The sequence below is a fragment of the Streptomyces sp. NPDC093018 genome, from assembly GCF_040684035.1.
GTDB lineage: Bacteria > Actinomycetota > Actinomycetes > Streptomycetales > Streptomycetaceae > Streptomyces > Streptomyces murinus.
This window is the reverse complement of record NZ_JBFBFF010000004.1, coordinates 281,675-305,427: the sequence shown is the minus strand read 5'-3', so window position 1 is coordinate 305,427 and position 23,753 is coordinate 281,675. Positions and strand designations below refer to the sequence as shown.

19 protein-coding genes are annotated in these 23,753 nt (G+C 72.6%); 9 read left to right on the top strand and 10 right to left on the bottom strand.

Features of this window, described 5'->3' with window-relative positions; genetic code table 11:
* The first annotated feature begins 5 nt into the window (after positions 1–5).
* A complete protein-coding gene (locus AB0N90_RS11980) occupies positions 6–932 on the top strand; it encodes a TauD/TfdA family dioxygenase (protein ID WP_365195302.1) in 927 nt (308 codons plus the stop codon).
* A 136-nt stretch (positions 933–1,068) separates the two neighbouring features.
* Positions 1,069–2,451, top strand: coding sequence for an amino acid permease (locus AB0N90_RS11975; RefSeq protein WP_361668155.1), 1,383 nt, complete (start codon positions 1,069–1,071; stop codon positions 2,449–2,451).
* A 4-nt stretch (positions 2,452–2,455) separates the two neighbouring features.
* On the opposite strand, the gene AB0N90_RS11970 is transcribed toward AB0N90_RS11975, so the two are convergent.
* The gene (locus AB0N90_RS11970) at positions 2,456–3,214 is read right to left on the bottom strand and encodes an HAD family hydrolase (RefSeq protein WP_365195299.1); all 759 of its coding nucleotides are present in this window, start codon (positions 3,212–3,214) and stop codon (positions 2,456–2,458) included.
* 107 nt (positions 3,215–3,321) lie between these two features.
* Between AB0N90_RS11970 and AB0N90_RS11965 the strand changes: the two genes are divergently transcribed.
* Both AB0N90_RS11965 and AB0N90_RS11960 read left to right on the top strand, forming a co-directional pair.
* A complete protein-coding gene (locus tag AB0N90_RS11965; protein ID WP_365195297.1) occupies positions 3,322–3,969 on the top strand; it encodes a superoxide dismutase in 648 nt (215 codons plus the stop codon).
* 215 nt (positions 3,970–4,184) lie between these two features.
* Positions 4,185–5,207: a 2-hydroxyacid dehydrogenase gene (locus AB0N90_RS11960; protein ID WP_365195295.1), complete on the top strand. Its 1,023-nt coding sequence runs from the start codon at positions 4,185–4,187 to the stop codon at positions 5,205–5,207.
* Between the two features lie 178 nt (positions 5,208–5,385).
* Here the strand turns inward: AB0N90_RS11960 and AB0N90_RS11955 are convergent, their stop codons facing one another.
* Positions 5,386–6,048: a DsbA family protein gene (locus AB0N90_RS11955; protein WP_365195292.1), complete on the bottom strand. Its 663-nt coding sequence runs from the start codon at positions 6,046–6,048 to the stop codon at positions 5,386–5,388.
* Between the two features lie 140 nt (positions 6,049–6,188).
* Here AB0N90_RS11955 and pepN (AB0N90_RS11950) point away from each other — a divergent pair, with 140 nt between their 5' ends.
* Both pepN (AB0N90_RS11950) and AB0N90_RS11945 read left to right on the top strand, forming a co-directional pair.
* On the top strand, positions 6,189–8,759 hold the full coding sequence (pepN, locus tag AB0N90_RS11950) for an aminopeptidase N (RefSeq protein WP_365195289.1): 2,571 nt from the start codon (positions 6,189–6,191) through the stop codon (positions 8,757–8,759).
* A 224-nt stretch (positions 8,760–8,983) separates the two neighbouring features.
* Positions 8,984–10,048, top strand: a complete 1,065-nt coding sequence (locus AB0N90_RS11945) for a hypothetical protein (RefSeq protein ID WP_361668170.1) — start codon at positions 8,984–8,986, stop codon at positions 10,046–10,048.
* Between the two features lies 1 nt (position 10,049).
* Here the strand turns inward: AB0N90_RS11945 and AB0N90_RS11940 are convergent, their stop codons facing one another.
* The 3 genes from AB0N90_RS11940 to AB0N90_RS11930 all read right to left on the bottom strand — a co-directional run bounded on the left by AB0N90_RS11940 (position 10,050) and on the right by AB0N90_RS11930 (position 13,653).
* On the bottom strand, positions 10,050–10,271 hold the full coding sequence (locus AB0N90_RS11940) for a hypothetical protein (RefSeq protein ID WP_346079089.1): 222 nt from the start codon (positions 10,269–10,271) through the stop codon (positions 10,050–10,052).
* Between the two features lie 24 nt (positions 10,272–10,295).
* Positions 10,296–12,761 carry an ATP-binding protein gene (locus AB0N90_RS11935; RefSeq protein WP_365195285.1) on the bottom strand — a complete coding sequence of 822 codons (2,466 nt, stop codon included), beginning with the start codon at positions 12,759–12,761 and terminating at the stop codon, positions 10,296–10,298.
* Positions 12,762–12,921: 160 nt separating this feature from the next.
* Positions 12,922–13,653, bottom strand: a complete 732-nt coding sequence (locus AB0N90_RS11930) for a Crp/Fnr family transcriptional regulator (RefSeq protein WP_365195282.1) — start codon at positions 13,651–13,653, stop codon at positions 12,922–12,924.
* A gap of 104 nt (positions 13,654–13,757) precedes the next feature.
* On the opposite strand from AB0N90_RS11930, the gene AB0N90_RS11925 reads away from it, so the two are divergent.
* Positions 13,758–14,498, top strand: a complete 741-nt coding sequence (locus AB0N90_RS11925) for a hypothetical protein (RefSeq protein ID WP_361668179.1) — start codon at positions 13,758–13,760, stop codon at positions 14,496–14,498.
* Positions 14,499–14,508: 10 nt separating this feature from the next.
* Positions 14,509–14,958 carry a hypothetical protein gene (locus AB0N90_RS11920; protein ID WP_361668181.1) on the top strand — a complete coding sequence of 150 codons (450 nt, stop codon included), beginning with the start codon at positions 14,509–14,511 and terminating at the stop codon, positions 14,956–14,958.
* Here the strand turns inward: AB0N90_RS11920 and AB0N90_RS11915 are convergent.
* The 4 genes from AB0N90_RS11915 to AB0N90_RS11900 form a co-directional block, all read right to left on the bottom strand.
* A complete protein-coding gene (locus AB0N90_RS11915) occupies positions 14,955–16,118 on the bottom strand; it encodes a serine hydrolase domain-containing protein (RefSeq protein ID WP_365195279.1) in 1,164 nt (387 codons plus the stop codon). The genes AB0N90_RS11920 and AB0N90_RS11915 overlap by 4 nt on opposite strands.
* A 91-nt stretch (positions 16,119–16,209) precedes the next feature.
* Positions 16,210–17,970, bottom strand: coding sequence for a TIGR03767 family metallophosphoesterase (locus AB0N90_RS11910; RefSeq protein ID WP_365195276.1), 1,761 nt, complete (start codon positions 17,968–17,970; stop codon positions 16,210–16,212).
* Between the two features lie 252 nt (positions 17,971–18,222).
* A complete protein-coding gene (locus AB0N90_RS11905) occupies positions 18,223–19,179 on the bottom strand; it encodes a hypothetical protein (RefSeq protein ID WP_365195274.1) in 957 nt (318 codons plus the stop codon).
* 1 nt (position 19,180) lies between these two features.
* Positions 19,181–19,717, bottom strand: a complete 537-nt coding sequence (locus AB0N90_RS11900) for a sigma-70 family RNA polymerase sigma factor (protein ID WP_361668894.1) — start codon at positions 19,715–19,717, stop codon at positions 19,181–19,183.
* 347 nt (positions 19,718–20,064) lie between these two features.
* Here AB0N90_RS11900 and AB0N90_RS11895 point away from each other — a divergent pair, with 347 nt between their 5' ends.
* Positions 20,065–21,084 (top strand): aspartate-semialdehyde dehydrogenase, encoded by a 1,020-nt coding sequence (locus tag AB0N90_RS11895; RefSeq protein WP_365195272.1) that lies wholly within the window; start codon positions 20,065–20,067, stop codon positions 21,082–21,084.
* 69 nt (positions 21,085–21,153) lie between these two features.
* Here AB0N90_RS11895 and pepN (AB0N90_RS11890) read toward each other — a convergent pair whose 3' ends face one another.
* Complete coding sequence (pepN, locus tag AB0N90_RS11890) at positions 21,154–23,724, bottom strand: aminopeptidase N (protein ID WP_365195270.1); 2,571 nt, start codon at positions 23,722–23,724, stop codon at positions 21,154–21,156.
* Positions 23,725–23,753 lie beyond the last annotated feature (29 nt).

Sequence of the window (23,753 nt, the reverse complement as noted above, 5' to 3'; positions counted from 1 at the left end):
CTCCCATGTCCCTGGAGATCACCAAGGTCACCGCGCGCATCGGCGCCCGTGTCTCGGGCGTCGACCTCACCCGGCCGCTCACCGAGGCGGAGGTGACCGGCATCCGCGAGGCGCTGAACGTCCACAAGGCGCTGGTCTTCGCCGCCGAGGGCCTGGACGACGCCGGCCAGCAGGCGTTCGCCCGGCACTTCGGCGCGCTGACCACCGCCCATCCGACGGTCGGCGCCGTCGAGGGCGCCCCGAACGTGCTGCCCGTGGACAGCGAGCGGGGCCGCGCCAACCACTGGCACACGGACGTCACCTTCGTCCTCAACCCGCCCCAGGCCAGCACCCTGCGCTCGATCACGATCCCGCCGTACGGCGGCGAGACCCTGATCGCCAACGCGGCCGCCGCCTACCGCGATCTGCCCGAGCCGCTGCGCCGCTTCGCCGACACGCTGTGGGCCGAGCACACCAACGACTACGACTACGCCGTACCGGACGAGGACGTCGACGCGGAGCAGGCGGCCCACCGCGCCGAGTTCACCTCGATCACCTTCCGCACCGCCCATCCGGTGGTGCGGGTCCATCCGCTGACCGGGGAGCGCGGGCTGTTCGTCGGCGGGTTCGCGCAGCGGATCGTGGGCCTGTCGACCGGCGAGTCCCGCAAGATCCTGGACCTGTTCCAGTCGTATGTGACCCGGCCCGAGAACATCCTGCGCCACCGCTGGGCGGAGCGGGAACTGGTCCTGTTCGACAACCGGATCACCCAGCACTACGCCATCGACAACTACGACGGCCTGCCGCGCCGACTGCACCGGGTGACGGTCGCCGGTGACGTCCCGGTCGGCGTCGAGGGCAAGGAGAGCTACTCCATCGAGGGCGACGCCGCGCACTACACCCCCGTACACACTCCGGCGGACACCCCCGCGCCCGAGCCCGCGGCGGTGTAACCGGAGTCTCACTCTCCGAATGGTGGGTGTCCGGATACTGGGCGGTCCCTCCGTGTGAGCGGACGGGCCGCCCAGACTGGGTTAGTTTTTGCCCGCCTATTGCACGCCCGCCTATTGCATCGGGAGAGCCGCCCCCATGCCCAGCCCCACCCGCTCGGACACACCACGCCTGGCGGAGAACCCCGCCCTCTCCCATGGTCTCAAGCAGCGCCATCTGTCGATGATCGCCCTCGGCGGTGTGATCGGCGCGGGGCTCTTCGTCGGGTCGGGCGCGGGCATCGCCGCCGCCGGACCGTCCATCGTGATCGCCTACGCCCTGTCCGGGCTGCTGGTGATGCTGGTCATGCGGATGCTCGGCGAGATGTCGGCCGCGTACCCGTCCTCCGGCTCCTTCTCCGCGCACGCCGAGCGGGCGATCGGGCCCTGGGCCGGGTTCGCCGCCGGGTGGGCGTTCTGGGTGCTGCTGTGCACCGCGGTCGGCCTGGAGGGCATCGGCGCGGCGAAGATCGCGCAGGGCTGGGTGCCCGGCAGCCCGCAGTGGCTGTGGGTCGCCCTGTTCATGGTGGTCTTCCTGGGCACGAACCTGGCCGCCGTGAAGAACTTCGGCGAGTTCGAGTTCTGGTTCGCCGCACTCAAGGTCGGTGCGATCTCGCTGTTCCTGGTGCTCGGCGTGCTCGCCCTCACGGGTGTGCTGCCCGGCACGGACTCCCCCGGCACCGCCCATCTCACCCAGTTCCTGCCGCACGGCGGCCAGGGCCTGGTCATCGGCCTGCTCGCCTCGGTCTTCGCCTACGGCGGCCTGGAGACGGTCACCATCGCGGCGGCGGAGTCCGAGGACCCGGTGCGGGGCGTGGCGCGCGCGGTGAAGACGGCGATGTGGCGGATCGCCGTCTTCTACATCGGCTCCATGGCCGTCGTCGTCGCCCTGGTGCCCTGGAACGACCCGGAGGTCGTGGCGCGCGGCCCCTACGTGGCGACCCTGGACCACCTCGGCATCCCGGGCGCGGGCCAGCTCATGAACATCGTGGTGTTCGTGGCCCTGCTGTCCGCGATGAACGCCAACATCTACGGCTCCTCGCGCATCGCCTACTCCCTGGTCCAGCGCGGCCAGGGCCCGAAGGTGCTGGCGAAGGTGTCCGGCGGGGTGCCCCGGATCGGCGTGGCCACCTCCTGCCTGGTCGGCTTCGGCTGCGTGCTGCTGAGCTACTGGCGGCCCGACGACGTCTTCCCGTGGCTGCTGAACATGATCGGCGCGGTGATCCTGGTCGTCTGGATCTTCATCGCCGTCTCCCAGCTGCTGCTGCGCCGCCGCATCGAACGCGAGGCCCCGGAGAAGCTGGTCGTGCGGATGTGGGCGTTCCCGTACCTCACCTGGGTGGCGCTCGCGGGCATGGCCGCGGTCTTCGTCCTGATGGCACGGCAGCCCGACACCCGCGTCCAGCTGTACTCCTCGGGCGCGATGACGCTCGTGCTCGCGGCGGCGGGGTACGCCTGGCAGCGGGTGCGCGCCGGGCGCTGACCCCTCACACCGTGGCCAGCCGGGAGATCTCGGCGGCCACGGCCTCCGGGTCGGGGGCGACGGTGGCGCGGGCGATGCCGTCCAGGGCCGGGTGGGCGCCGACCCGGACCGAGTGGTGGGCGTGGCGCAGCAGATCGAGGTCGTTGATGTCGTTGCCGAAGGCGTTGTAGCGGTCGATGCCCAGCGAGGCCAGGGCCTCCCACTTGTTCGTGGTGCCGGGCGCGAAGTCGATGATCGCCTCGTCGAGATGGTGGTTGACGGTCATGCCGAGCACCCGGCCCGCCTCGGCGAGGGCGGCCATGTCGGTCGCGTCGACCACGAGGAACTTCACCACGGCGGGCAGGCCCGCGAGGTCGACCCGGCGGGCGAGCCGGCCCTGGTCGACGCGGCCGAGGATCGGGTGCTCGGCCGGTCCGGTGTAGGCGTAGTCCCAGGGACCGTCGGCGAGATAGCCCGCGCGGAAGCGGTCGGCCTCGATCAGCAGCTTGCCGAGGTCTCCCGGCTCGAACGCGGCCCGTGCCCGGACCTCGCCGCCCACGGAGACCAGGCTGCCGTTGCCGCCGATCAGCGTGGCGGTGGGGAAGGCCCCGCCGAGCACCGGCAGCAGGTCGCGGACCGGCCGGGCGGAGGCGAAGACCAGGTGGTGACCGGCGCGCTCGCAGGTCTCGATGGCGGTGCGGATCCTGCCGTCGATCGTCCGGCCGTCGAAGCAGAGGGTGCCGTCGACGTCGAAGACCGTGGTGCGGGCGCTGGAAGTGATCACCACGCGATCGTAGCGACACTAAGGGGAGCCTTCCTGTCGCCCTGATGCAGTTGTTGCTAGCGTGTAGTTGCAAGAGGTTTGCAATAAGGTTCCGGAGGGGATCCCCCATGCCCGTCTACACGCTGCCCGAGCTGCCCTACGACTACTCCGCGCTGGCCCCTGTGATCAGCCCCGAGATCATCGAGCTGCACCACGACAAGCACCACGCGGCCTATGTGAAGGGCGCGAATGACACGCTGGAGCAGCTGGCCGAGGCGCGCGACAAGGAGTCCTGGGGCTCGGTCAACGGCCTGGAGAAGAACCTGGCCTTCCACCTCTCCGGGCACATCCTGCACAGCATCTACTGGCAGAACATGACCGGCCCGAAGGACGGCGGCGGCGAGCCGCTGGCCGCCGACGGCGTGGGCACGCTCGCCGACGCGATCACGGAGTCCTTCGGCTCCTTCGCCGGTTTCAAGGCCCAGCTGACCAAGGCCGCGGCCACCACGCAGGGCTCCGGCTGGGGCGTCCTCGCGTACGAGCCGCTGAGCGGGCGGCTGATCGTGGAGCAGGTCTACGACCACCAGGGCAACGTCGGCCAGGGCGCCACCCCGATCCTGGTCTTCGACGCCTGGGAGCACGCCTTCTACCTCCAGTACAAGAACCAGAAGGTCGACTTCATCGACGCCATGTGGGCCGTCGTCAACTGGCAGGACGTGGCCAAGCGTTACGAGGCCGCCACCTCCCGCGCGAACACGCTGCTGCTGGCCCCGTGAGCCCGGCGCGCCCCGCGCGCCGCTGAAGCGCCCTGCCTCGTGATCGTCTTCTCACCCTTCACGGCGGCAGGCGGATGAGGGGAGGCCCTCCGTGAGGACGTGACTCGCGGAGGGCCTTTCGCCGTACGTGCGGGGCGCATTCAGACTTTCCCCGCTTTCCCCACACACCAGGGATTGACGCCCCTCGGGCGATCATTACAACCTGTGTTCCTGTGATGACCTCCAGTGTGCGGGTACTGGCCGCCGGTGACCGCTTCGTGCTCCCCTCGCTGATCACGGCCGCATTGGCCAGACAAGCCCACTGCGATGTGCGGGAGTTGACCCTCGGCTGGCCGCAGAAACCGTTCGGCACCGTCGCCGAGGTGGAGGAGGCCAGCGACGCCGAGGACGAGCTGATCGCGGCCCTCGCCGGGGCGGACGTCCTCGTCACCCAGATGGCACCGGTCACCGAACGGGTCCTGGCCGCCCGCCCCGAGTTACGGCTGGTCGCGGTCTGCCGGGCCCGCCCGGTGAACGTCAATCTCGACGCGGCCCGCGCCCACGGGGTCCGGGTCTGCTGCGCGCCCGGCCGCAAGGCCGCGGCGACGGCCGAGTTCACCGTCGGACTGCTGCTCGCCGCGCTGCGGCGCATCCCGCAGGCCCATGACCGCCTCACCGCGCAAGGGAGTTGGGCGGGTTCCCGGTACTACACGTACGAGCACAGCGGCCTGGAGGTGGAGGACCTGCCCGTCGGACTCATCGGGTACGGCGCGGTCGGCAGCCGGGTGGCGCGGGTGCTGGGCGCGCTCGGGGCGCGGGTGATGGTGTACGACCCGTACGCGCGCGGGGAGATGTACGGGCTGCGGATGGCCTCGCTGGACGAGTTGCTGCGGCGCTCGCGGGTGATCAGTCTGCATGCCCGGGTCACCGAGGAGACGCGGGGGCTGATCGGGGCGCGGGAGCTGGCGCTGCTGCCGCCGGGGGCGGTGGTGGTGAACGCGGCACGGGGGGCGCTGCTGGACGAGGGGGCGCTGTGCGACGCGCTGGAGGACGGGCGGCTCGCGGTGGCGGCGCTGGACACGTACGCCGACGAGCCGCTGCCGGCGGACTCGCGGTTGCGGACGGTCGGGGGGCGGGTGGTGCTGACGCCGCATGTCGGCGGGGCGAGCCGGGCGGTGGCGGAGAAGGGGGCGCGGATCGCGGCGGCGGAGGTGGGGCGGTGGGTGCGGGGGGAGGCGCTGGCGCACTGTCTGACGTGACCGTCGGTGCGGGTGCGCGCCGTAGGGGGTGCGGTTCGTCGCCGAGTGCGGGTGCGCCGTGGCTGGTCGCGCCCACGCGGCGGAGCCGCAAACAGGCACAGCCCCGCGCCCCTGAGGGAACCGCCGTTCCGTCGGCGACAAGGGCCCGGCATCCCGCCGGGCCCTCAGCCCGTCCGACCTACAGGTTGCTGAAATCGGGACCCTGCGTCCGCGTCCGCTTGATCTCGTAGAAACCCGGGACCGAGGCGACCGCCAGGGTGCCGTCCCAGAGGCGGGCGGCCGCTTCGCCCTTGGGGGCGGGGGTGACGACGGGGCCGAAGAAGGCGATCTGCTCGCCGTCGTCGCCGGGGACGGCGATGACCGGGGTGCCGACCTCCTGGCCGACCTTGTCGATGCCCTCCTTGTGGGAGGCGCGCAGCTCGGCGTCGAACTCGAAGTCCTGCTGCTCGGCGTAGTCGATCAGCTCGGCGGGCAGACCGACGTCGGCGAGCGCCCCGGCGATGGACTCCAGGGTGATGCCCTCGCCGTTGTTGTGGATGCGGGTACCGAGCGCGGTGTACAGCGGGCCGACGACCTCCTGGCCGTGCTTCTGCCAGGCGGCGGTGACGACCCGGACGCCCTGCCAGGCGCGCACGGCGAGCATCTCCCGGTACTCCTCGGGCAGCGTGTCCAGCTTGTCCTCGTTGAGCACGGCGAGGCTCATGACGTGCCAGCGGACCTCGATGTCGCGGAGCTTCTCCACCTCCAGGACCCAGCGGGAGGTCATCCAGGCCCACGGGCACAGCGGGTCGAACCAGAAGTCGACAGGGGTCTTGCCGGACGGGGAAGCGGTCTCGGACATGGCTCTCCTCAGCGAAACGGTCTTCTTGAGGGATCAACGACGTCGTCCCGGAGGGCATTCCCCGATGATTCCTGTCAGGGGCACATGGCAGGATCGGTGCTGTTCAGCCCTCAATCACGCGATCACAAGGGAGTGCCGCCGTGCCCGGTGAGAATCTTTCCCGCGACGAGGCCCGGGAGCGGGCCGCACTGCTGTCCGTCGAGGGATACGACGTGTCCCTGGACCTCAGGTCGGCCGTCGGCGACGCGGACGGCGAGCCGCGCACCTTCCGCTCGGTCACCACGATCCGCTTCCGCTGCAACGAGCCGGGCGCGTCCAGCTTCGCCGACCTGATCGCGCCGAGCGTGACCGCGGTGTCGCTCAACGGCAAGGACCTGGACCCGAGCGAGGTCTTCGACGGCACCCGGATCGCCCTTGAGGACCTGGCCGCGGAGAACGAGCTGGTGGTCGACGCCCAGTGCGCCTACTCCCGCACCGGCGAGGGCCTGCACCGCTTCGTGGACCCCGAGGACGGCGAGGTCTACCTCTACACGCAGTACGAACCGGCCGACTCCCGCCGGGTGTTCGCGGGCTTCGAGCAGCCGGACCTCAAGGCGCCCTTCCGCTTCGAGGTGCGCGCGCCCGAGGGCTGGACCGCGTGGAGCAACGGCGCCGGTGAACTCACCGACGGCGTCTGGAAGTTCGCGGAGACGAAGCCGATCTCGACGTACATCACCTGTGTGGTGGCGGGGCCGTACCACTATGTGACGGACTCCTACTCCCGTACGTTCGCGGACGGTACGACGCTGGAGATCCCGCTGGGCGCGATGTGCCGCAAGGGGCTCGCGCCGCACTTCGACGCCGACGACGTCTTCCTGGTCACCAAGCAGGGCCTGGACTTCTTCCACGAGAACTTCGACTATCCGTACCCGTTCGGGAAGTACGACCAGGCGTTCGTGCCGGAGTACAACCTGGGCGCGATGGAGAACCCGGGCCTGGTGACCTTCCGCGAGGAGTACATCTTCCGCGGCAAGGTGACGCAGGCGTCGTACGAGGCCCGCGCCAATGTGATCCTGCACGAGATGGCGCACATGTGGTTCGGCGACCTGGTCACCATGGCCTGGTGGGACGACCTGTGGCTGAAGGAGTCCTTCGCGGACTTCATGGGCACGTTCGGCAATGTCGGCGCGACCCGCTTCAAGGACGCCTGGATCACCTTCGCCAACCGTCGCAAGGCCTGGGCGTACCGCGCGGACCAGCTGCCGTCCACCCACCCGATCACCGCGGACATCCGCGACCTCCAGGACGCCAAGCTCAACTTCGACGGCATCACCTACGCCAAGGGCGCCTCCGTGCTCAAGCAGCTGGTGGCGTACGTCGGCCAGGAGGCGTTCCTGGAGGGCGCCCGCCGCTACTTCAAGCGGCACGCGTACGGCAACACGCGCCTGGGTGACCTGCTGTCGGTGCTCGGCGAGACCAGCGGCCGGGACATGACGGCCTGGTCGCGGTCCTGGCTCCAGACGGCCGGGGTGAACGCGCTGACCCCGCAGGTGCTCCTGGCGGACTCCCGCGTCGCGGAGCTGGCGGTGCTCCAGGAGGCCGCCGAATCGCACCCCGAGCTGCGCCCGCACCGGGTCGCGGTGGGCCTGTACCGGCTGACCGAGGGCGGCGCCCTGGAGCGGTACGCGCGGGTGGAGACGGACGTGGAGGGCCCGCGCACGGTCGTGGCGGACCTCGCCGGTGCCGAGGCCCCGGACCTGGTGCTGGTCAATGACGACGACCTCACCTACTGCAAGATCCGCTTCGACGCGGCCTCGCTGGACACGCTCCTGGAGCACCTGGGCGACCTGACCGACCCGCTGGCGCGCGCGCTGTGCTGGTCGGCGCTGTGGAACATGACCCGGGACGCGCTGCTGCCGGCCCGGGACTTCATCGCCCTGGTGCTGCGGTTCGCGAGCCGCGAGTCCGACATCGGTGTGCTCCAGATGCTGCACGCCTGGACCCACACCGCGCTGGACCACTACGCCGCCCCCGACTGGCGGGCGACCGGCGGCGCGCTGCTCGCCGAGGGCGCGCTGCGTCAGCTGCGGGCGGCCGACGCGGGTGGCGAGCACCAGCTGGCCTGGGCGCGCTTCTTCGCCTCGACGGCCTCGGCCGAGCCGGACCTCGCGCTGCTGAAGGACCTGCTGGACGGCACCACGTCGATCGAGGGCCTGGAGGTGGACCAGGAGCTGCGCTGGGCGTTCCTCGGCCCGCTGGCCGCCCATGGTGTGGCGGACGAGTCCGTGATCGCCGCCGAGCTGGCCCGGGACGACACCGCGTCCGGCAAGCGCCACCAGGTGCGCTGCCTGGCGGCCCGTCCGTCGGCGGCCGTCAAAGCGCAGGCCTGGGCGCAGGTGGTGGAGTCCGACACGCTGTCGAACGCGCTGGTGGAGGCCACCATCGCGGGCTTCGACCAGCCCTCCCAGCGGGAGCTGACCGCGCCGTACGCCGAGAAGTACTTCGCGGCCATCGACCGGCTCTGGCAGGAGCGTTCGATCCAGATCGGCATGGACGTCGTCAGCGGGCTGTTCCCGGCCCTCCAGGACCGGCCCGGGACGCTGGCCGCGACGGACGCGTGGCTCGCGGCGCACGAGGAGGCGGCGCCGGCGCTGCGGCGGCTGGTGCTGGAGGCGCGGGACGACCTGGCGCGTGCCCTGCGCGCACAGGAGCGCGACGCGCAGGCCGGCTGACCGTTGGCCTGAGCCGACCTTTGGCCTGAGCTTCGGCGGTCGGTGACCGTTACGGGACCCGTACCCGCCAGGCCGTAACCCCTGGTCCGCACCCGGGCGGACCAGGGGTTTCCGGTGCCCTTTCGGCATCCGAACACCTGACCTTTAGTACCGCCTTGTCCGCATTTCTCGACGACCGTGTAACAGCGGTTAAAGAGGGGACCAAGGGTGGGCATCCGAAGGGCATGACGCACAATGCACCGCTCTCCTCCCGCCCCCTCGGTCACCTCGGCCCGCTCGCCGAGCCCCATCAGCGGGTCCTGACCACGGCCCAGCTGCGCGCCCACGGGGTGACCGCGGCCGAACTCTCCGCACGCTGCCGTCCGGGCGGGCCCTGGTCCCAACTGCTGCCGCACGTCTACTTGTTGCACCCCGGGCCGCCGACGAGCGAGGAGCGGCTGCACGGCGCCCTGCGGTACGCGGCCCGGGAACCCGCGCCGGGCGTCCCGGCCCAGCCGACCGGTCGGCACGCGTACCGGCCGCCCTACCCGGGCGCGGTGCTCACCGGCCTCGCGGCGCTCGCCCTGTACGGCTTCACGGGGACACCGCCGCTGGCGGACCTGGAGCACGTCGACGTCCTGGTGCCCCGGCAGCGCCGGCTGCGCTCCACCGGCTACGTCCGCGTCCTGCGCACCGCCGACCTGCCCACCCCCGCCACGGTGACCGGGCTGCCGCTGGCACCGGTGCCGCGGGCGCTGGCGGACGCGGTGGCCCAGCTGCGGGACGGGGCGGCGGTACGGCGGCTGCTGACCGAGGCGGTGCGCGGCGGGCACTGCGAACCGGCCGCCGTAGTAAGGGAGTTGACGCACGCCAAGCTGCTCGGGCTGCCGCATGTGGTGGACGCGGTGGACTCGCTGGTGGCGGAGGGCCGGGCGATCGCGGAGAGCCGGCTGTACCGGATGGTGTCCGAGCACGGCCTGCCGGACCCGCTGTGGAACGTCGAGCTGCGGCTGCCCGGCGGGCCCCGCCTCGGCGCCCTGGACGCGTACTGGCCGGACCAGGCGGTCGCGGTCGAGCTGGACACCCGGGCGCAGCGCGGTCCCGCGGCGGGCGAGTCCGACGAGGAGACGGAGTGGGCGCGATACGCCCGCAAGCGGGAGCACCTGGAGCGGCTCGGCATCACGGTCGTCCATCTGACCCCGAGGAAGCTCAGGGACGCGATGGAGCAGCAGGCCGCGGTGGTCCGTACGGCCCTGATGGCGGCGGACGACCGCGAGCCCGCCGCCTATGTGGTGGTCCTGCCCCGGTAGTTCAGGCCTCTTCCGGGGTCTCGTGGTGGACGTGCAGATCGCCGTTCATCACGGTGTAGACGGTGCCGTGATCCTTGGCGGTGTTGTTCTGGACGGGACCGGCGGCCTCCCGGTCGGCCTCGGGGGCGGTCTGCCGGACCTCGACGCGGTTGTCGTTCCCGGCGACGACCGGGCCGGACGCGTCGCCGCCGATGCGGATGCTGTTGCCGGGTGTACGGGACATGGGGCCCTTCCTGGGGAGCGGGGGTCACTGCTGGCGGGTGAGGTAGAGCGTTCCGCAGCTGAAGCACTGCACGCCCTGCTGGTAGGTCTTGGTCATGGTGGTGGTGACCTTGGCGGAGTCGCCGCTGAGGGTGATCGTGGTGGTGGCCTCGCCGAGGAGGTCGGTGCAGGAGCCGCTGGTGGTGTCGTAGATGGGTCGCTCGGCGCTGTAGGTGTCGCCGCCGCCGGTGAACTCGGTGCTCGCGTCCTGGCCGCAGGCGTCGCGCCCGTGGGAGACGTATCCACCGCCCGACGCGTCGAACTCGTACGTGGCGCCGTCGCTGCCCGTCCAGCGCCCCGCGAGACCGGTGTCGGAAGAACTGGACGAACTGGACGAGCCGGAGCGGCTCTCCGCGAACGAGTGCACCGCCTGGCTGATGACGACCCGGCCCACGACGACGGCGACGATCACCGCGACGACCTTGAGCACCACGGAGGCCCCCGCCATGGAGGCCCCGGCACCGGCCGCGCCCGCACCCGCGGCACCCGCGCCCGCCGCGCCCGTCCCCGCGGCACCGGTCGCGGCCGAGGCTCCGGCGTGCGCGGCACCGGCGGAGTGCGCGGCGGCACCCGCCTTGGCCGCGCCCGCCTTGGCCGCACCGGCTTTCGCGGCCCCCGCCTTCGCCGCGCCCGCCTTCGCCGCACCGGCGTTCGCCGCGTGCGGGGCGGCTGCCGAGTGTGTCGTGGCCGCCGTGTGGGAGGTGGCCGTGGTGTGTGTGGTGGCCGTCGTGTGCTGGGCCGCCGTCGTGTGGGCCGTCGTGCCGGGGTCCATCGAGGTGGCGGGCGGGTGGGCCGCCGTACCGTGTGCGCCCGCCGCGTGGGCGGTGGACGGGTCGGGGGCGGAGGGCCCTGAGGAGGCCCCTGAGGAGGCGAGGTGGGAGGCGCCGCCGTCCGGCTGGAGCAGGGTGCCCTGGGCGTTCGCGGCGTGCGAGGGGACGTACTGGTGGGCCCCGGCGGCCGCGTTCGCGCCGTGCACATCGCCGAGTTGGCGCCACAGGACGGCCGCCTCGGTGAGCAGGACGGCCGCCATCACCCGGCGCCCGGTGAGCAGGCTGCGGATGCCCTGCTCGTGCGTGAAGTACGCGACGGCCTGCCGGTCGCCGGCCAGCTGGGCGGCGGGCAGCCCGAGGTCCAGCAGCCTGCCCCACACACCGAACCGCAGCGAGCGGGCCAGCGCCGGGGACGCGGCCCGTACGATCCGTACCGCCAGCTCGGGGCGCCCGTCCCGCTCGGCGAGTTCGGCCACCACCTCCAGGGCGCGGGCGTGCTGTTCGACCTGCGCGGCGGTGGTGGCGGGGCGGCCGATCCAGGTGGCGAAGTGCTCGCACAGCACCTCGACGGAGAACGGCTCGGGGTCGCGCTCGCGCAGCGCCGGTACGACATCGGCCACGGCGCGGTAGCCGCGCTGGGTCTGCTCCGCGAGGCCCAGGTCCACCAGGCGGCCGCAGAGCACGGCGGTGTCGGCGGCGCCGCCGAGGGCCTCGATGTGGCCGACATCGAGATCGGCGTCGTCGAGGGTGGTCAGCAGCCGCAGGACGCGCAGCGGTTCGGCGTCCAGTCGGCCGAGCAGCAGGGGCAGCAGATCGCCGACCTCGGCGGGGCGGGGCAGGGCGCCGGTGCCGGCCGGTTCCAGACGGGTGAGGGCGGCGGCGCGCAGCAGCAGCAGCGGGCGCCCGGACGACGTCTCCCACAGGTCGCCCGCCGTGGAGCCCTCCGCGCCCGCGCCCACGGGCCGCCCCAGTTCGCGTGCGAGCAGGTCGAGGGCGGGGGCGCGGCCGATGCCGTCCAGGCGCAGGGCGGTGCCGTCGCCGAGCAGTGATCTGTCCCGGCCCGCGACGACGAACGTGGCGTCGGGCGCCGCGTCCATGAGGGTGCGCAGGCCCTCCGGGGAGAAGTCGGCGTTGTCGACGTAGACGGTGACGCGCACGCCGGTCATCAGGCGGCGCAGTTCGGGGCTTGAGGGGGCGTACCCCCGGGTCTCGTAGCAGGCCTCGAACAGGTCCTGGGCGAGGTCCTCGGGTTCGCGCCGGGCCGCGTCGAGGAAGAGCACGCCGTCGCGTTCCGGGGTGAGGGTGCGGGCCGCGTGCCGCAGCAGGGTGCTCTTGCCGACGCCGGGCGCGCCCCACAGCTGGACCGGGCCGCCGTCGCGGACGGCGGTCGCGAGCCGGGCCAGATCGGTGTCCCGGCCGAGCGGCGCGTGCTGCCGCCGGGGCAGCAGGGCCACCCGGTCGCGGCGCACCGGGCGGGGCCTGCGGCCCTCCATGAGGAGGGTGACGGTGGAGCCGTGCTGGGCGTCGATGACGACGTTGTGATCACCGGCGACGACCGGGCCGCCCGCGTCGCCCGCGATGTCGATCCGCCGCCCGGACCCTCCTTCGGGCCGTCCCTCGTCGGCCGGAGCGGGCCAGCTCGTGTCCCTGTCCCTGTCTCTGTCCCTGTCTCTGTCCGTCATGACAACCCCCGTTGCGCAGGCGGCCCCGGAGCCCTGTCGCGCCGGCGCCCTGCCGCCACGCTAGCCACGGACGGGCACCGGGCTGTCGTCAAAGTACGGTTTTCCCGGGCCGATTTCGAGCGCTCCGGGGCCTGTCAACACCACTCCTGCACAAGGGAGTTCAGGGTTCCGGGTAGGCGATGCGGTGCAGCAGGGCGAGGTCCTCGATGCGGACGCTGCGGTAGCCGGTGGCGACGGCGCCCGAACGGCGCAGCGCGCGCAGCGCCTTGTGCACGCTGGGCTCGGCCGCGCCCGCCAGGGTGGCCAGTTCGGGCTGGGTGATCGGCCAGTGGATCACCGCACCGGCGCCCGCGCGCTCCCCGTAGGTCATCGCGAGATGGTGCAGCACCCGGGCGAGGCGGGTGCCGACATCGCAGCCGGTGAAGTTGATGCGATGGGCATTGGCCAGGCGCAGCTTGGCCACGATGGCGCGGTTCACGGCGTCCGCGATCCGCGCGTCCCGGCGCAGGCAGTCCAGGAAGGCCGCGCGGGTCACCATCCGGGCGACGAGCGGACCGCAGGTGGTGACGGTGGCCGAGCGCGGATTGCCGTCCACGGCGGCGAGTTCGCCCACCAGATCACCGCCCATCCGCACGGCGAGCAGGGCGTCCCGGCCGTCCTGGGTGCGGCCGGTGGCCTTCACCACGCCGTCCAGCAGGATCAGCACGAAGTCGGTGTGCTCCGCCTCCCGGATCAGGATCCGGTCCGCGTCGTAGCGCACCCGTGTCCCGAGGCCCAGTAAGCGGGCGCGCGCGTCCGCGCCGAGGCCGCCGAGCAGGCTGGGCGCCGGCCAGTCCCACTCCTCGCGCGGCCGCCGTCCGGAACGCGCGAGGGACCGTGTGCCGTCCACCATGGCCCCAGTATCCCCGCCCAACCCCGTATTCCTACGAGTTGTGCGCACACCGGCGTGGGAAGACTGGAGTACGTCACCTCCGCCGCCGAGCCGAAGCGGGTGCCATGAACGACGAGTTGGAGTACCGGGCCGTGCTGGCCGTGGACATCGAGCGGTCCGCCGGGCGCGGGGACCGGGCGCTCCTGGAGATCCGGGCGCGGCTCGCGGAGATGCTCAGGGAGGCGTTCGAGGCGAGCGGTGTCGACTGGTCCGCGTGTCTGCGCCACGATCTGGGCGACGGGCTGCGGGTGACGGCACCGGCGGGCACCCGCAAGGCGGCGCTCGTCCATCCGCTGGTGCCCGAACTCGCCCTGCGGCTGCGCACGTACAACCGGGGGGCCTCGCCGCTGACCCGGATCCGGGTGCGGATCGCGCTGCACGCGGGCGATGTCCAGGTGTCCCCGGACGGGACGGTCGCCGGGAGCCCGCTGGAGGTCCTGGCCAGGCTGCTCGACGCGCCGCCCGCGCGCGCCGCGCTGGCCGGGGCGCCACAGACGGTGCCCGCGTCGCTGCTGCTGTCCGGGCACTTCTACGACGAGACGGTGCGGCACGGCCATCTCGGCCTGTTCCCCGAGGACTTCCGCAAGGTCGGCTTCACGGTGAAGGAGCACACGGCCGACGCCTGGCTCCAGTTGCCGGGCCGGCCGCCGACGGCGGAGGCCGCTCCCGAACCGGCCGACGCCCAGGAGGAGCCGGGCAGTTCGGAACCGGCCGGTTCGAAGATGGTCAACAAGGCCTCAGGGCACGGCGTCGTCTACGCCACCCAGCACGGCACCCAGCACATCCGGATCGAGAGAAAGCACTGAGGAAGGCCGTATGAACGACGAACTGACCGTGCTCGCCGAGGCCGGGGCCGCCGCCGTGGTCACCGCGATGGCCACCGATCTGTGGCAGGAGACCCGCGGCGCCGTCGTCGCCCTCTTCCGCCCGGACCGCCGTCGAAGGGCCGCCCTGGAGAGCCAGCTCGACGGCAACGCGACGCTCGTCCGGCAGGCCCCGGACCCCGACGCGGCCCGGCAGGCGCTCTTCTCCTACTGGACCCTGGAGCTGACCGCGCTGCTCCGGCGCGACCCGGCCGTCCGCGCCGCGCTGGAACGGCTCGCGGCGGCCGTCGAAGACGCGCCCGGGGGCGGGACGCGGGGGCGGGTGCTGCGGCAGACGAACACGGCACACGGCTCCGGGACCGTGTTCGCCGTACAGCAGGGCGACCAGCACGCCTACGGCGCGAAGGCTCAGTGGGAGCGGGGGCCGGAGTCGCAGGGCTAGTCGCCGCAGTACTCGGCGTCCAGCACCGCGGTCGTGTCCCCCGCCCGGTCCCCGTCGAAGTTCAGGGCCAGTGTGTGCCGGCCGTCGGGTGTCGAGGCGGCGACCGAGGCGGAGCCCAGGATGTCACCGGTGTGGGTCCAGACATGGACACCGCAGGACAGCCGCCGGTCCATCAGCCCGAGGCCGTAGCGGACGTCCGGGGCCGCCGCGATCGCCACGGTGGTCCGCAGCTCCCTCGACTGGCGCGCGGGAATCAGCCGTCCGCCGAGCAGGGCGGCGTAGAAGCGGTCCAGGTCGGCCGAGTCGGAGATCATCGAACCGGAGGCCGCGGCGAGGGCGGGATCGAGGTCGGTGACGTCGTACGGCTCCCCCACCGACCCGTCGAACGTCGAGTAGGCCCGGCTGCTGGGCCGGGGCACCTCGGTCTCCCCGACGGGCACGGACGTCGCCGTCAGCCGCAGCGGTTCGATGAGACGCCGGGTGATCTCGGTGGCGTACGACCGTCCGGTCGCCTTCTCGATGACCATCCCGGCGATCACGTAGTTGGTGTTGGAGTAGCGCCAGGAGGTGCCCGGCGCGAAGTCGGGCGCCTGGCGCAGGGCGATGGCCACCAACTGGCCCGGGGTGGGCGTGTCGTAGCGGTGCTGCCGGAAGCCGTCCTCGGTGAGGTACCGGGCACGGAAGTCCGGGTCGGCGGTGTAGTCGGGTATCCCGCTGGTGTGCCCGAGGAGTTGGCGCAGGGTGATCCGGCGGCCGTCGTTCCCATGGCCCTCGACCAGGCCCGGCAGCCATTTGTCCACGGTGTCGTCCAGGGACAGCCTGCCCTCCGCCTCCAGCTGGAGCAGGACGGTGGCGACGAAGGTCTTGGTCAGGCTGCCGATGCGGTAACGGTCGTCGGGGGAACGGGGCTTGCCGGTGCGCAGGTCGCCGGTCCCGGCGGTGGCGGACCAGGTGCCGTGGATGTCGCGGACGGTGACGGTCGCGCCGGGGACGCCCGAGCGGACCGCCGCTTCGAGGGCCCGTACGGTCGCGGTGTGATCGGTCGCGGTGTGGGCGGGGGCGGAGGCGGTCGGGGGCGCGAAGGCCGTCGCGAGGGTGGTCGCGAGGGCGGTCGTCAGGAGCAGGGCGGTGGTGCTCGCCAGGACGGTGCGGACGCGCATGTCTTCCCCCAGCCGGTGGTGTGCGGTCGGGGGAAGATACCTGTTCGACCTGTCCCGTGTCGGCCCGTCCCGTGTCGGCCCGGCGCGGGCGTCAGCCCTTCTTGAGGACCAGTTCGGCGTTGCGGTCGACCGCCGTGCCCGCAAGGTTGGTCTTCGCGCCGGGGGCGTTGAAGGCCAACTCCCGGTAGAGGGAGGCCAGTCCGGTCTGGGAGAAGTCGGTGAAGTCGGTGCGGGCCGGGGCGGCGGACTCGATCAGGGTGGTGAACAGGGAGATCGTGCCGTCCTTGTTGTCGACCAGCTCGATGATGCGGGCCAGGTGCGGGTGGTCGATGTGGGAGGCGGTGGAGATCTCCCAGAAGGAGCCGCCCGCGCTGTTGCGGTGCGGGGTGATCTCGTTCTCGTGCTTGTGCCCGTTGACCCAGGCCAGCACATTGGCGTGCCGGGCCAGCAGGTTGACCACCTCGGCGCCGGTGTGCCGCATCTCGCCGGGGCGGGCCGGGTCGGGGCGCTGGTTGGTCATCGAGTCGCTGGTGTGGTGGCTGAAGACGACCGCGTGGGAGCCCTTGTTGTCCTGGAGCGTCTTCTCCAGCCACTTCAACTGGGCGCTCCCGACGGACCCCTGGTAGTGGCCGCCCGCGTCGGTGGTGTCCAGGCTGATGCCGATGACGTCCTCGGCGATCCGGAACGCGTAGTACTGGGTGCCCGCGTCGAGGTTCGCCGAGGAGTAGCCGTGGCCCGCCGGACCGTGGCCCTGGTAGGCGGGGTCCAGATGGGCCTTGAGGTACTCGGCCGGGGTGTACAGGGCCCGCGACTCATCCGCCGTGACCGAACGCATGCCGCTCGCCTGGGACTTGAGGAAGTCGCGGTAGACGGCGCCCTTGGGGTCCTTGCCGCTCCAGATGGAGTCCTGGAGCTTCTTGGCGTCGGCTGCGCTCACGCTGAACAGCTTCTTGCCGCCGATCGCGGCCTCGGCGAGGTAGGGGTCGCCGTGGGCGCCGTAGATGCCGAGCGGGAGCGCGTCGTGGTTGCCGACTGTGGAGTACCAGGGCAGGTTGAGCCCGGGGCTGCGCACCTCGCGGATCGCGGCGGCGAGGAAGCCGTCCAGGTGCGGGAAGCCGAGCGCCTTGTCGCTGTCCCCGGCGGTGGACTCGGGCTGCCAGTACAGGGAGAGGCCGCTGTTCTGCACGCCCTCGTAGTGTCTCGGGTCGCCGGTGTTGGGGGTGATCCGGCCGCCGCTCATCACCTTCATGAACCACTCCAGTTCGGAGCGGGCGTTGTTGTCGGTGTTGTCGCCGGTGGTCATCACGAACTGGAGCGGGGCGCCGGTGACGGGGGCGCCGCGCAGCGCGTTGACCCGCTCCACCAGCGAGACGGCGCCGGGCACGGTGAGCGCCTCGTGCGGCCGCCAGACGTCCTGGTGGGCGGCGCGCAGGTACTCCAGGCGCAGCGGGTGCTGCACATCTTGCAGGTGCAGATCGGTGAACTGCACGAACGCGGCGATGGCGTGGCGGCGCTTGTCCCGGCCGACCTTGGGCTTGGCCAGCTCGGTGCGCACCACCCGCTGCCAGCCGGGGCCGTCGGCGAGTCGCCGGTAGCCGGAGCCGTGCGGGGCGGAGACGGTGGCGAGGGTGGTGCCCGTGCGGTAGGGGGCGAGCGGTGCGGCGGCGGCCGGCCGGGACTGGGCGACCGGGGTCTGCCCGGTGGCGGCGGTGGCGGCGGTGGCGGCCTCGCTGTCGGTGGGGCGCAGGGCGAAGCCGACACCCGCGGCGAGCGAGACCGCTCCGACGGCGGTGAGGACGGTACGGCGGTCGACCCCCGCTACGGAGGTGGCGGCAGAGCGTAGGCGCGACATGGTGCGATCTCCCCGAGTGCGAACGCGTCGGCAGTGGCCGCGGGCCGTCACGGACGCGAACGCCCCGCTTGCTATGGACCCTTGGCAACGGGGATGGCATTCATGCGAACGCCACGGCAACTCGGGGCGCCGATCACCGTACGTGGATCTATGGCCCCCGGCCCGGCCATGGACTCGTCCGCGCCTCGCCGAGGGCCGGTCGCCTTCCGTTCAACTACCGGGGTACGAGGGGGTTCCCGGCCTCCTGGCACGTCATCTGCCGGGCCCCGTGCAGGCCGCCTCGATCCGGGCGCGCTCGGCGGCCACCGCGGCGTCCCCGACGGTCCACCGGCTCGCCTCCCGGCCCCCGCGCCCGACCTCGACGAGCACATGCTGCCCCCGGTGCGGCGCCGGGCGCGCGTCGCCTCCGAGCAGGAAGCCGATCTCGGCCGGTCCCTGGGCGGGTTCGTGGGATCGTACGACGGCCACGGTGACCCGGTCGCCGGTCCCCTGGGGCTCGACCTCGGTCACGGTCCCTTCCACGACCGTTGCCGCACAGGCCGACTCCCGCCGCGGCGCGTCCGCTCCCCCCGCCTTCTCGCCGGGCCGCGCCGCCTTGCCCCCTTGGCCGGCCCCGTCCGCCGAGACGCCGGCGCCGCCCGGGTGGGCGCCGAGCCAGCCGATCCCGGCGACGAGACAGAGGGCGGCGGCGACGCCGAGGGAGGCGAGGGCGGCGCGGAGGGGGCGGCGGGCACGGCGGTCCCGGCCGACCGGACCGGCCGGAGGTGCGGGGCGGGCGCGGTTTGCGATGCGTACGGGGTTTGCGGTGCGCGCGGGGTTCGCGGTGGGCCCAGGGTTCGCCGTGGGCACGGGGTTCGCCGTAGGCACGGGACGTGCGAGAGCCGAGGGTGAGTCGTCCTCGCCGCCGCGCCGCATCGCCCGCGGGGCGTGGAACGTACGCGGGTGCGGGCCGTCCGTGGCCGGTCGCGCGGTTCCCCGCGCCCCTTCGAGGCGCCGAGGCGCCGGAGGGGGGTCCAGCGCCGCCGCCAGCCGCTCCAGCCCGGCCCGCAGCGCCGCGAGGTCCGCCTGGGCCGCCCGGTGCTCCGCCAGGAACGCCGGGTCCCGGCGGGCCTCCTCCGGCAGCGGCTCCCCGGTGATCGCGGCCATCAGCGCGTCCAGGCCGTCGTCGCCGTACCGCTCGCCGTCGTACCGCTCGTCCCCGGTGCTCATGTCACACCACCCCGTCCTTGTGCAGCCGGGCGCGCAGGGCGCGGACCGCCGTGTGCAGCCTGCTCTTGACCGTGCCCTCGGGGATGCCCAGGGCCTCGGCGATGTCCCGTACCGGCAGGTCGGCGTAGAAGCGCAGCACGAGCACCTGGCGCTGGGCGGGCGGGAGCTCGTCCAGGCCCTGTCCGAGGGCGAGGGAGAGCAGGCGGGACTCCTCGCCTGCCGCGGGCGCCGGTGCGGGCAGCGCGGCCAGCCGCTCCCCCAGCCGTTCCTGCCGCTTCCTGGCCCGGTGCCAGTCCATCGCGAGCCGGGAGGCGACCACCGCCGCCCACGCCGACACGTCCCGCGGCGCCTCCTGCCCGCTCGCGGAGCGCTCCAGCAGCCGCAGCCGCACCTGCTGCACCCCGTCCGCCAGCTCCGACCGCGGCACCCCGCCGAGCGCCAGCACCGCCCGCACCCGCCGCTCCTGCACGGCGTCCAGCGGATCGCCGCCGCTGCCGCCACGCGTGGCCGCCGTACCGCCGTCGTACGGTGCCCGGATCGGACCAGCCGTACCACCGCCGCCCCGGCGCGCCCCTCCCCACCGCACGGGCCACCCCCTCCCCTTCCGCCCTACGACGCCCCTACGACGCCACGGCGGGCGGAAACGTTCGGACCGGCCCGAGGGACAGGCAGAGGCGTACGTCACATCGTCGTATGAGCGCGATCCGTAGGGGCAGGGGCGGGCCAGGGGACGCCTGTGGAACCGGAACCGTCCCCACGGCCGACGGTGTCCCACTCCTCGGGCACATGTCGCAAAGAATTGGACAGGTGGACCGGGGTCGGCCGCATCATGGAAACGCCCCGGTCATCCCGGGGCCAGGCAGGAATCGGACAGAGGGAGTCGTCGTGAGGGTCGGAATCGTCGGAGCCACCGGTCAGGTCGGCACGGTCATGCGCAGGATCCTCGTGGAGCGCGACTTCCCGGTCACGCAGCTGCGCCTGTTCGCCTCGGCCCGCTCGGCCGGGACGGTGCTCGACGGCGTGACGGTGGAGGACGCGGCCACCGCCGACTACTCCGGCCTGGACATCGTGCTCTTCTCCGCGGGCGGCGCGACCTCCAGGGCACTGGCCGAAAAGGTCGCCTCGCAGGGCGCCGTGGTGATCGACAACTCCTCGGCGTGGCGCCGGGACCCCGAGGTGCCGCTGGTCGTCGCCGAGGTGAACCCGCACGCGATCGCGGACCGCCCCAAGGGCATCATCGCCAACCCGAACTGCACCACCATGGCCGCGATGCCGGTCCTCAAGCCGCTGCACGAGGAGGCGGGCCTGGAGGCCCTGATCGTCGCGACGTACCAGGCGGTGTCCGGATCCGGGCTCGCGGGCGTGGCGGAGCTGCACGGCCAGGTGCAGAAGGTCGCCGCCGAGGCCGACAGGCTGACCCACGACGGCGCGGCGGTCGACTTCCCCGAGCCGGCCGTCTACAAGCGCCCGATCGCCTTCAACGTGCTCCCGCTGGCCGGCTCGATCGTGGACGACGGTCTGCATGAGACCGACGAGGAGCAGAAGCTCCGCAACGAGTCCCGCAAGATCCTGGAGATCCCCGCGCTGAAGGTCTCCGGCACCTGTGTGCGCGTCCCGGTCTTCTCCGGCCACTCCCTGCAGATCAACGCCCGGTTCGCCCGCCCGATCTCCCCGGAGCGCGCCACCGAGCTGCTCGCCAAGGCCCCGGGCGTCGCCCTCTCCGACATCCCGACCCCGCTCCAGGCGGCCGGCCAGGACCCGTCGTACGTCGGCCGGATCCGCGGCGACGAGACGGTGGACCACGGCCTCGCGCTGTTCGTCTCCAACGACAACCTCCGCAAGGGCGCCGCGCTGAACGCGGTGCAGCTCGCGGAGCTGGTGGCGGCGGAGCTGTCCGCCAAGTAACCCGCGCGACGACGAAAGGGGCGCCCGGCGGCTTCGCCGGGCGCCCCTTCCTCGTACCGCTCGCCGCTGCTACCGGGCGGCGCCGTCCGCGGCCTGGGCCTTCAGCGCGCGCTCGATGCCCGCGCGGGACTCGGAGACCAGGCGGCGCAGGGCCGCGCCGGGCTCGGCCGAGGCCAGCCAGGCGTCCGTGCGGTCCAGGATCTCGCCGGAGATCTGGAGCGACGGGTAGAGGCCGACGGCGATCTGCTGGGCGATCTCGTGCGAACGGGCGTCCCAGGCGTCCTTGACGATCTCGAAGTACCGCTCGGCGTACGGCGCCAGCAGCTCGCGCTGGTCCGTCTGCACGAAGCCGCCGATCACGGCCTCCTGCACCGCGTTGGGCAGCTTGTCGGAGTCGACCACCGAGGACCAGGCCTCCGCCTTCGCCTCCTCGGTCGGCCGGGCCGCACGGGCGGTGGCCGCGTGCCGCTCACCGGCGGCGGTCTTGTCCCGCTCGTACTCGCCGGCGATCTCCGCCTCGTCGTACCGGCCGACGGCCGCGAGGCGCTCCACGAACGCCCAGCGCAGCTCGGTGTCCACCGCCAGGCCCTCGATGGTCTGGGAGCCGTCCAGCAGGGCCTCCAGGAGGTCCAGCTGCTCGGGGGTGCGGGCGGTCGCCGCGAAGGCCCGCGCCCAGGCCAGCTGGTGGTCGCTGCCCGCCTCGGCGCTGCGCAGGTGCGCGAGCGTGGCGTCGGTCCAGCGGGTGAGCAGGGCCTCACGGGCGGCCGGGTCGGCGTACAGGTCGACGGCCAGCTTCACCTGGCGGTGCAGCGACTGCACGACGCCGATGTCGGACTCCTTGCCGATGCCGGACAGCACCAGCGAGAGGTAGTCGCGGGTGGCCAGCTCGGCGTCCCGCGTCATGTCCCAGGCGGAGGCCCAGCACAGGGCGCGCGGCAGGGACTCCTCGAAGTCGCCGAGGTGCTCGGTGACGAACGCGAGGGACTGCTCGTCCAGGCGGACCTTGGCGTACGACAGGTCGTCGTCGTTGAGCAGGATCACGGCCGGGCGCGCCTTGCCGGTCAGCTGCGGTACGGCGGTCAGCTCACCGTCGACGTCCAGCTCGATGCGCTCGGTGCGCACCAGCTTGCCGGCCGCGTCGAGGTCGTACAGGCCGATCGCGATGCGGTGCGGGCGCAGGGTCGGCTCGCCCTGGGCGCCGGCGGGCAGCGCGGGGGCCTCCTGGCGCACGGCGAAGGAGGTGATGACCCCGTCGGCGTCCGTCTGGACCTCGGGCCGCAGGATGTTGATCCCGGCGGTCTCCAGCCACTTCTTCGACCAGGTCTTCAGGTCGCGTCCGGAGGTCTCCTCCAGGGCGCCCAGCAGGTCGGACAGGCGGGTGTTGCCGAACGCGTGCCGCTTGAAGTACGCCTGCACGCCCTTGAAGAACTCGTCCTCGCCGACGTACGCCACCAGCTGCTTGAGGACGGAGGCGCCCTTGGCGTAGGTGATGCCGTCGAAGTTGACGAGGACGTCGTCCAGGTCGCGGATGTCCGCCATGATCGGGTGCGTGGAGGGCAGCTGGTCCTGCCGGTACGCCCAGGTCTTCATGGAGTTGGCGAACGTGGTCCACGAGTGCGGCCAGCGCGAGCCGGGGGCGGCGGCCTGGCAGGCGATGGAGGTGTAGGTGGCGAACGACTCGTTCAGCCACAGGTCGTTCCACCACTCCATGGTGACCAGGTCGCCGAACCACATGTGGGCCAGCTCGTGCAGCAGCGTCTCCGCGCGCAGCTCGTACGCCGCGTCGGTCACCTTGGACCGGAAGACGTACTGGTCGCGGATGGTGACCGCGCCCGCGTTCTCCATGGCGCCCGCGTTGAACTCGGGCACGAACAGCTGGTCGTACTTCTCGAAGGGGTACGCGCAGTCGAACTTCTCCTGGAACCAGTCGAAGCCCTGCCGGGTGACCTCGAAGATCGCGTCCGAGTCGAGGAACTCGGCGAGCGAGGGCCGGCAGTAGATGCCGAGCGGCACGCTCTGGCCGTCCTTCTCGTAGACGCTGTGCACCGAGTGGTACGGGCCGACGATCAGCGCGGTGATGTACGACGAGATACGGGGCGTCGGCGCGAACGTCCAGACGTTGTCCTTCGGCTCGGGGGTCGGCGAGTTCGACACCACCGTCCAGCCCTCGGGCGCCGTCACGGTGAACTGGAAGGTGGCCTTCAGGTCCGGCTGCTCGAAGGAGGCGAAGACGCGGCGCGCGTCCGGGACCTCGAACTGGGTGTACAGATAGGCCTGCTCGTCGACCGGGTCGACGAACCGGTGCAGGCCCTCACCGGTGTTGGTGTACGCGCAGTCGGCCACGACCCGCAGGACGTTACGGCCCTCCAGCAGACCCGGCAGGGCGATCCGCGAGTCCGCGAACACCTCGGCCGGCTGCAGCCGGTCGCCGTTGAGCACGACCTCGTGGACGGCCGGGGCCACCAGGTCGATGAAGGACTCCGCCCCGCTGCGGGCGACGTCGAAGCGCACCGTGGTCACGGACCTGTAGGTACCGCCCTCCTGCGCGCCGGAGAGGTCGAGATCGATCTCGTACGAGTCAACGTTGAGCAGCTCAGCCCGCTGCCGCGCCTCTTCGCGAGTCAGGTTTGTGCCAGGCACGCGGTCATCTCCTCGTTATGTGTGGGTTG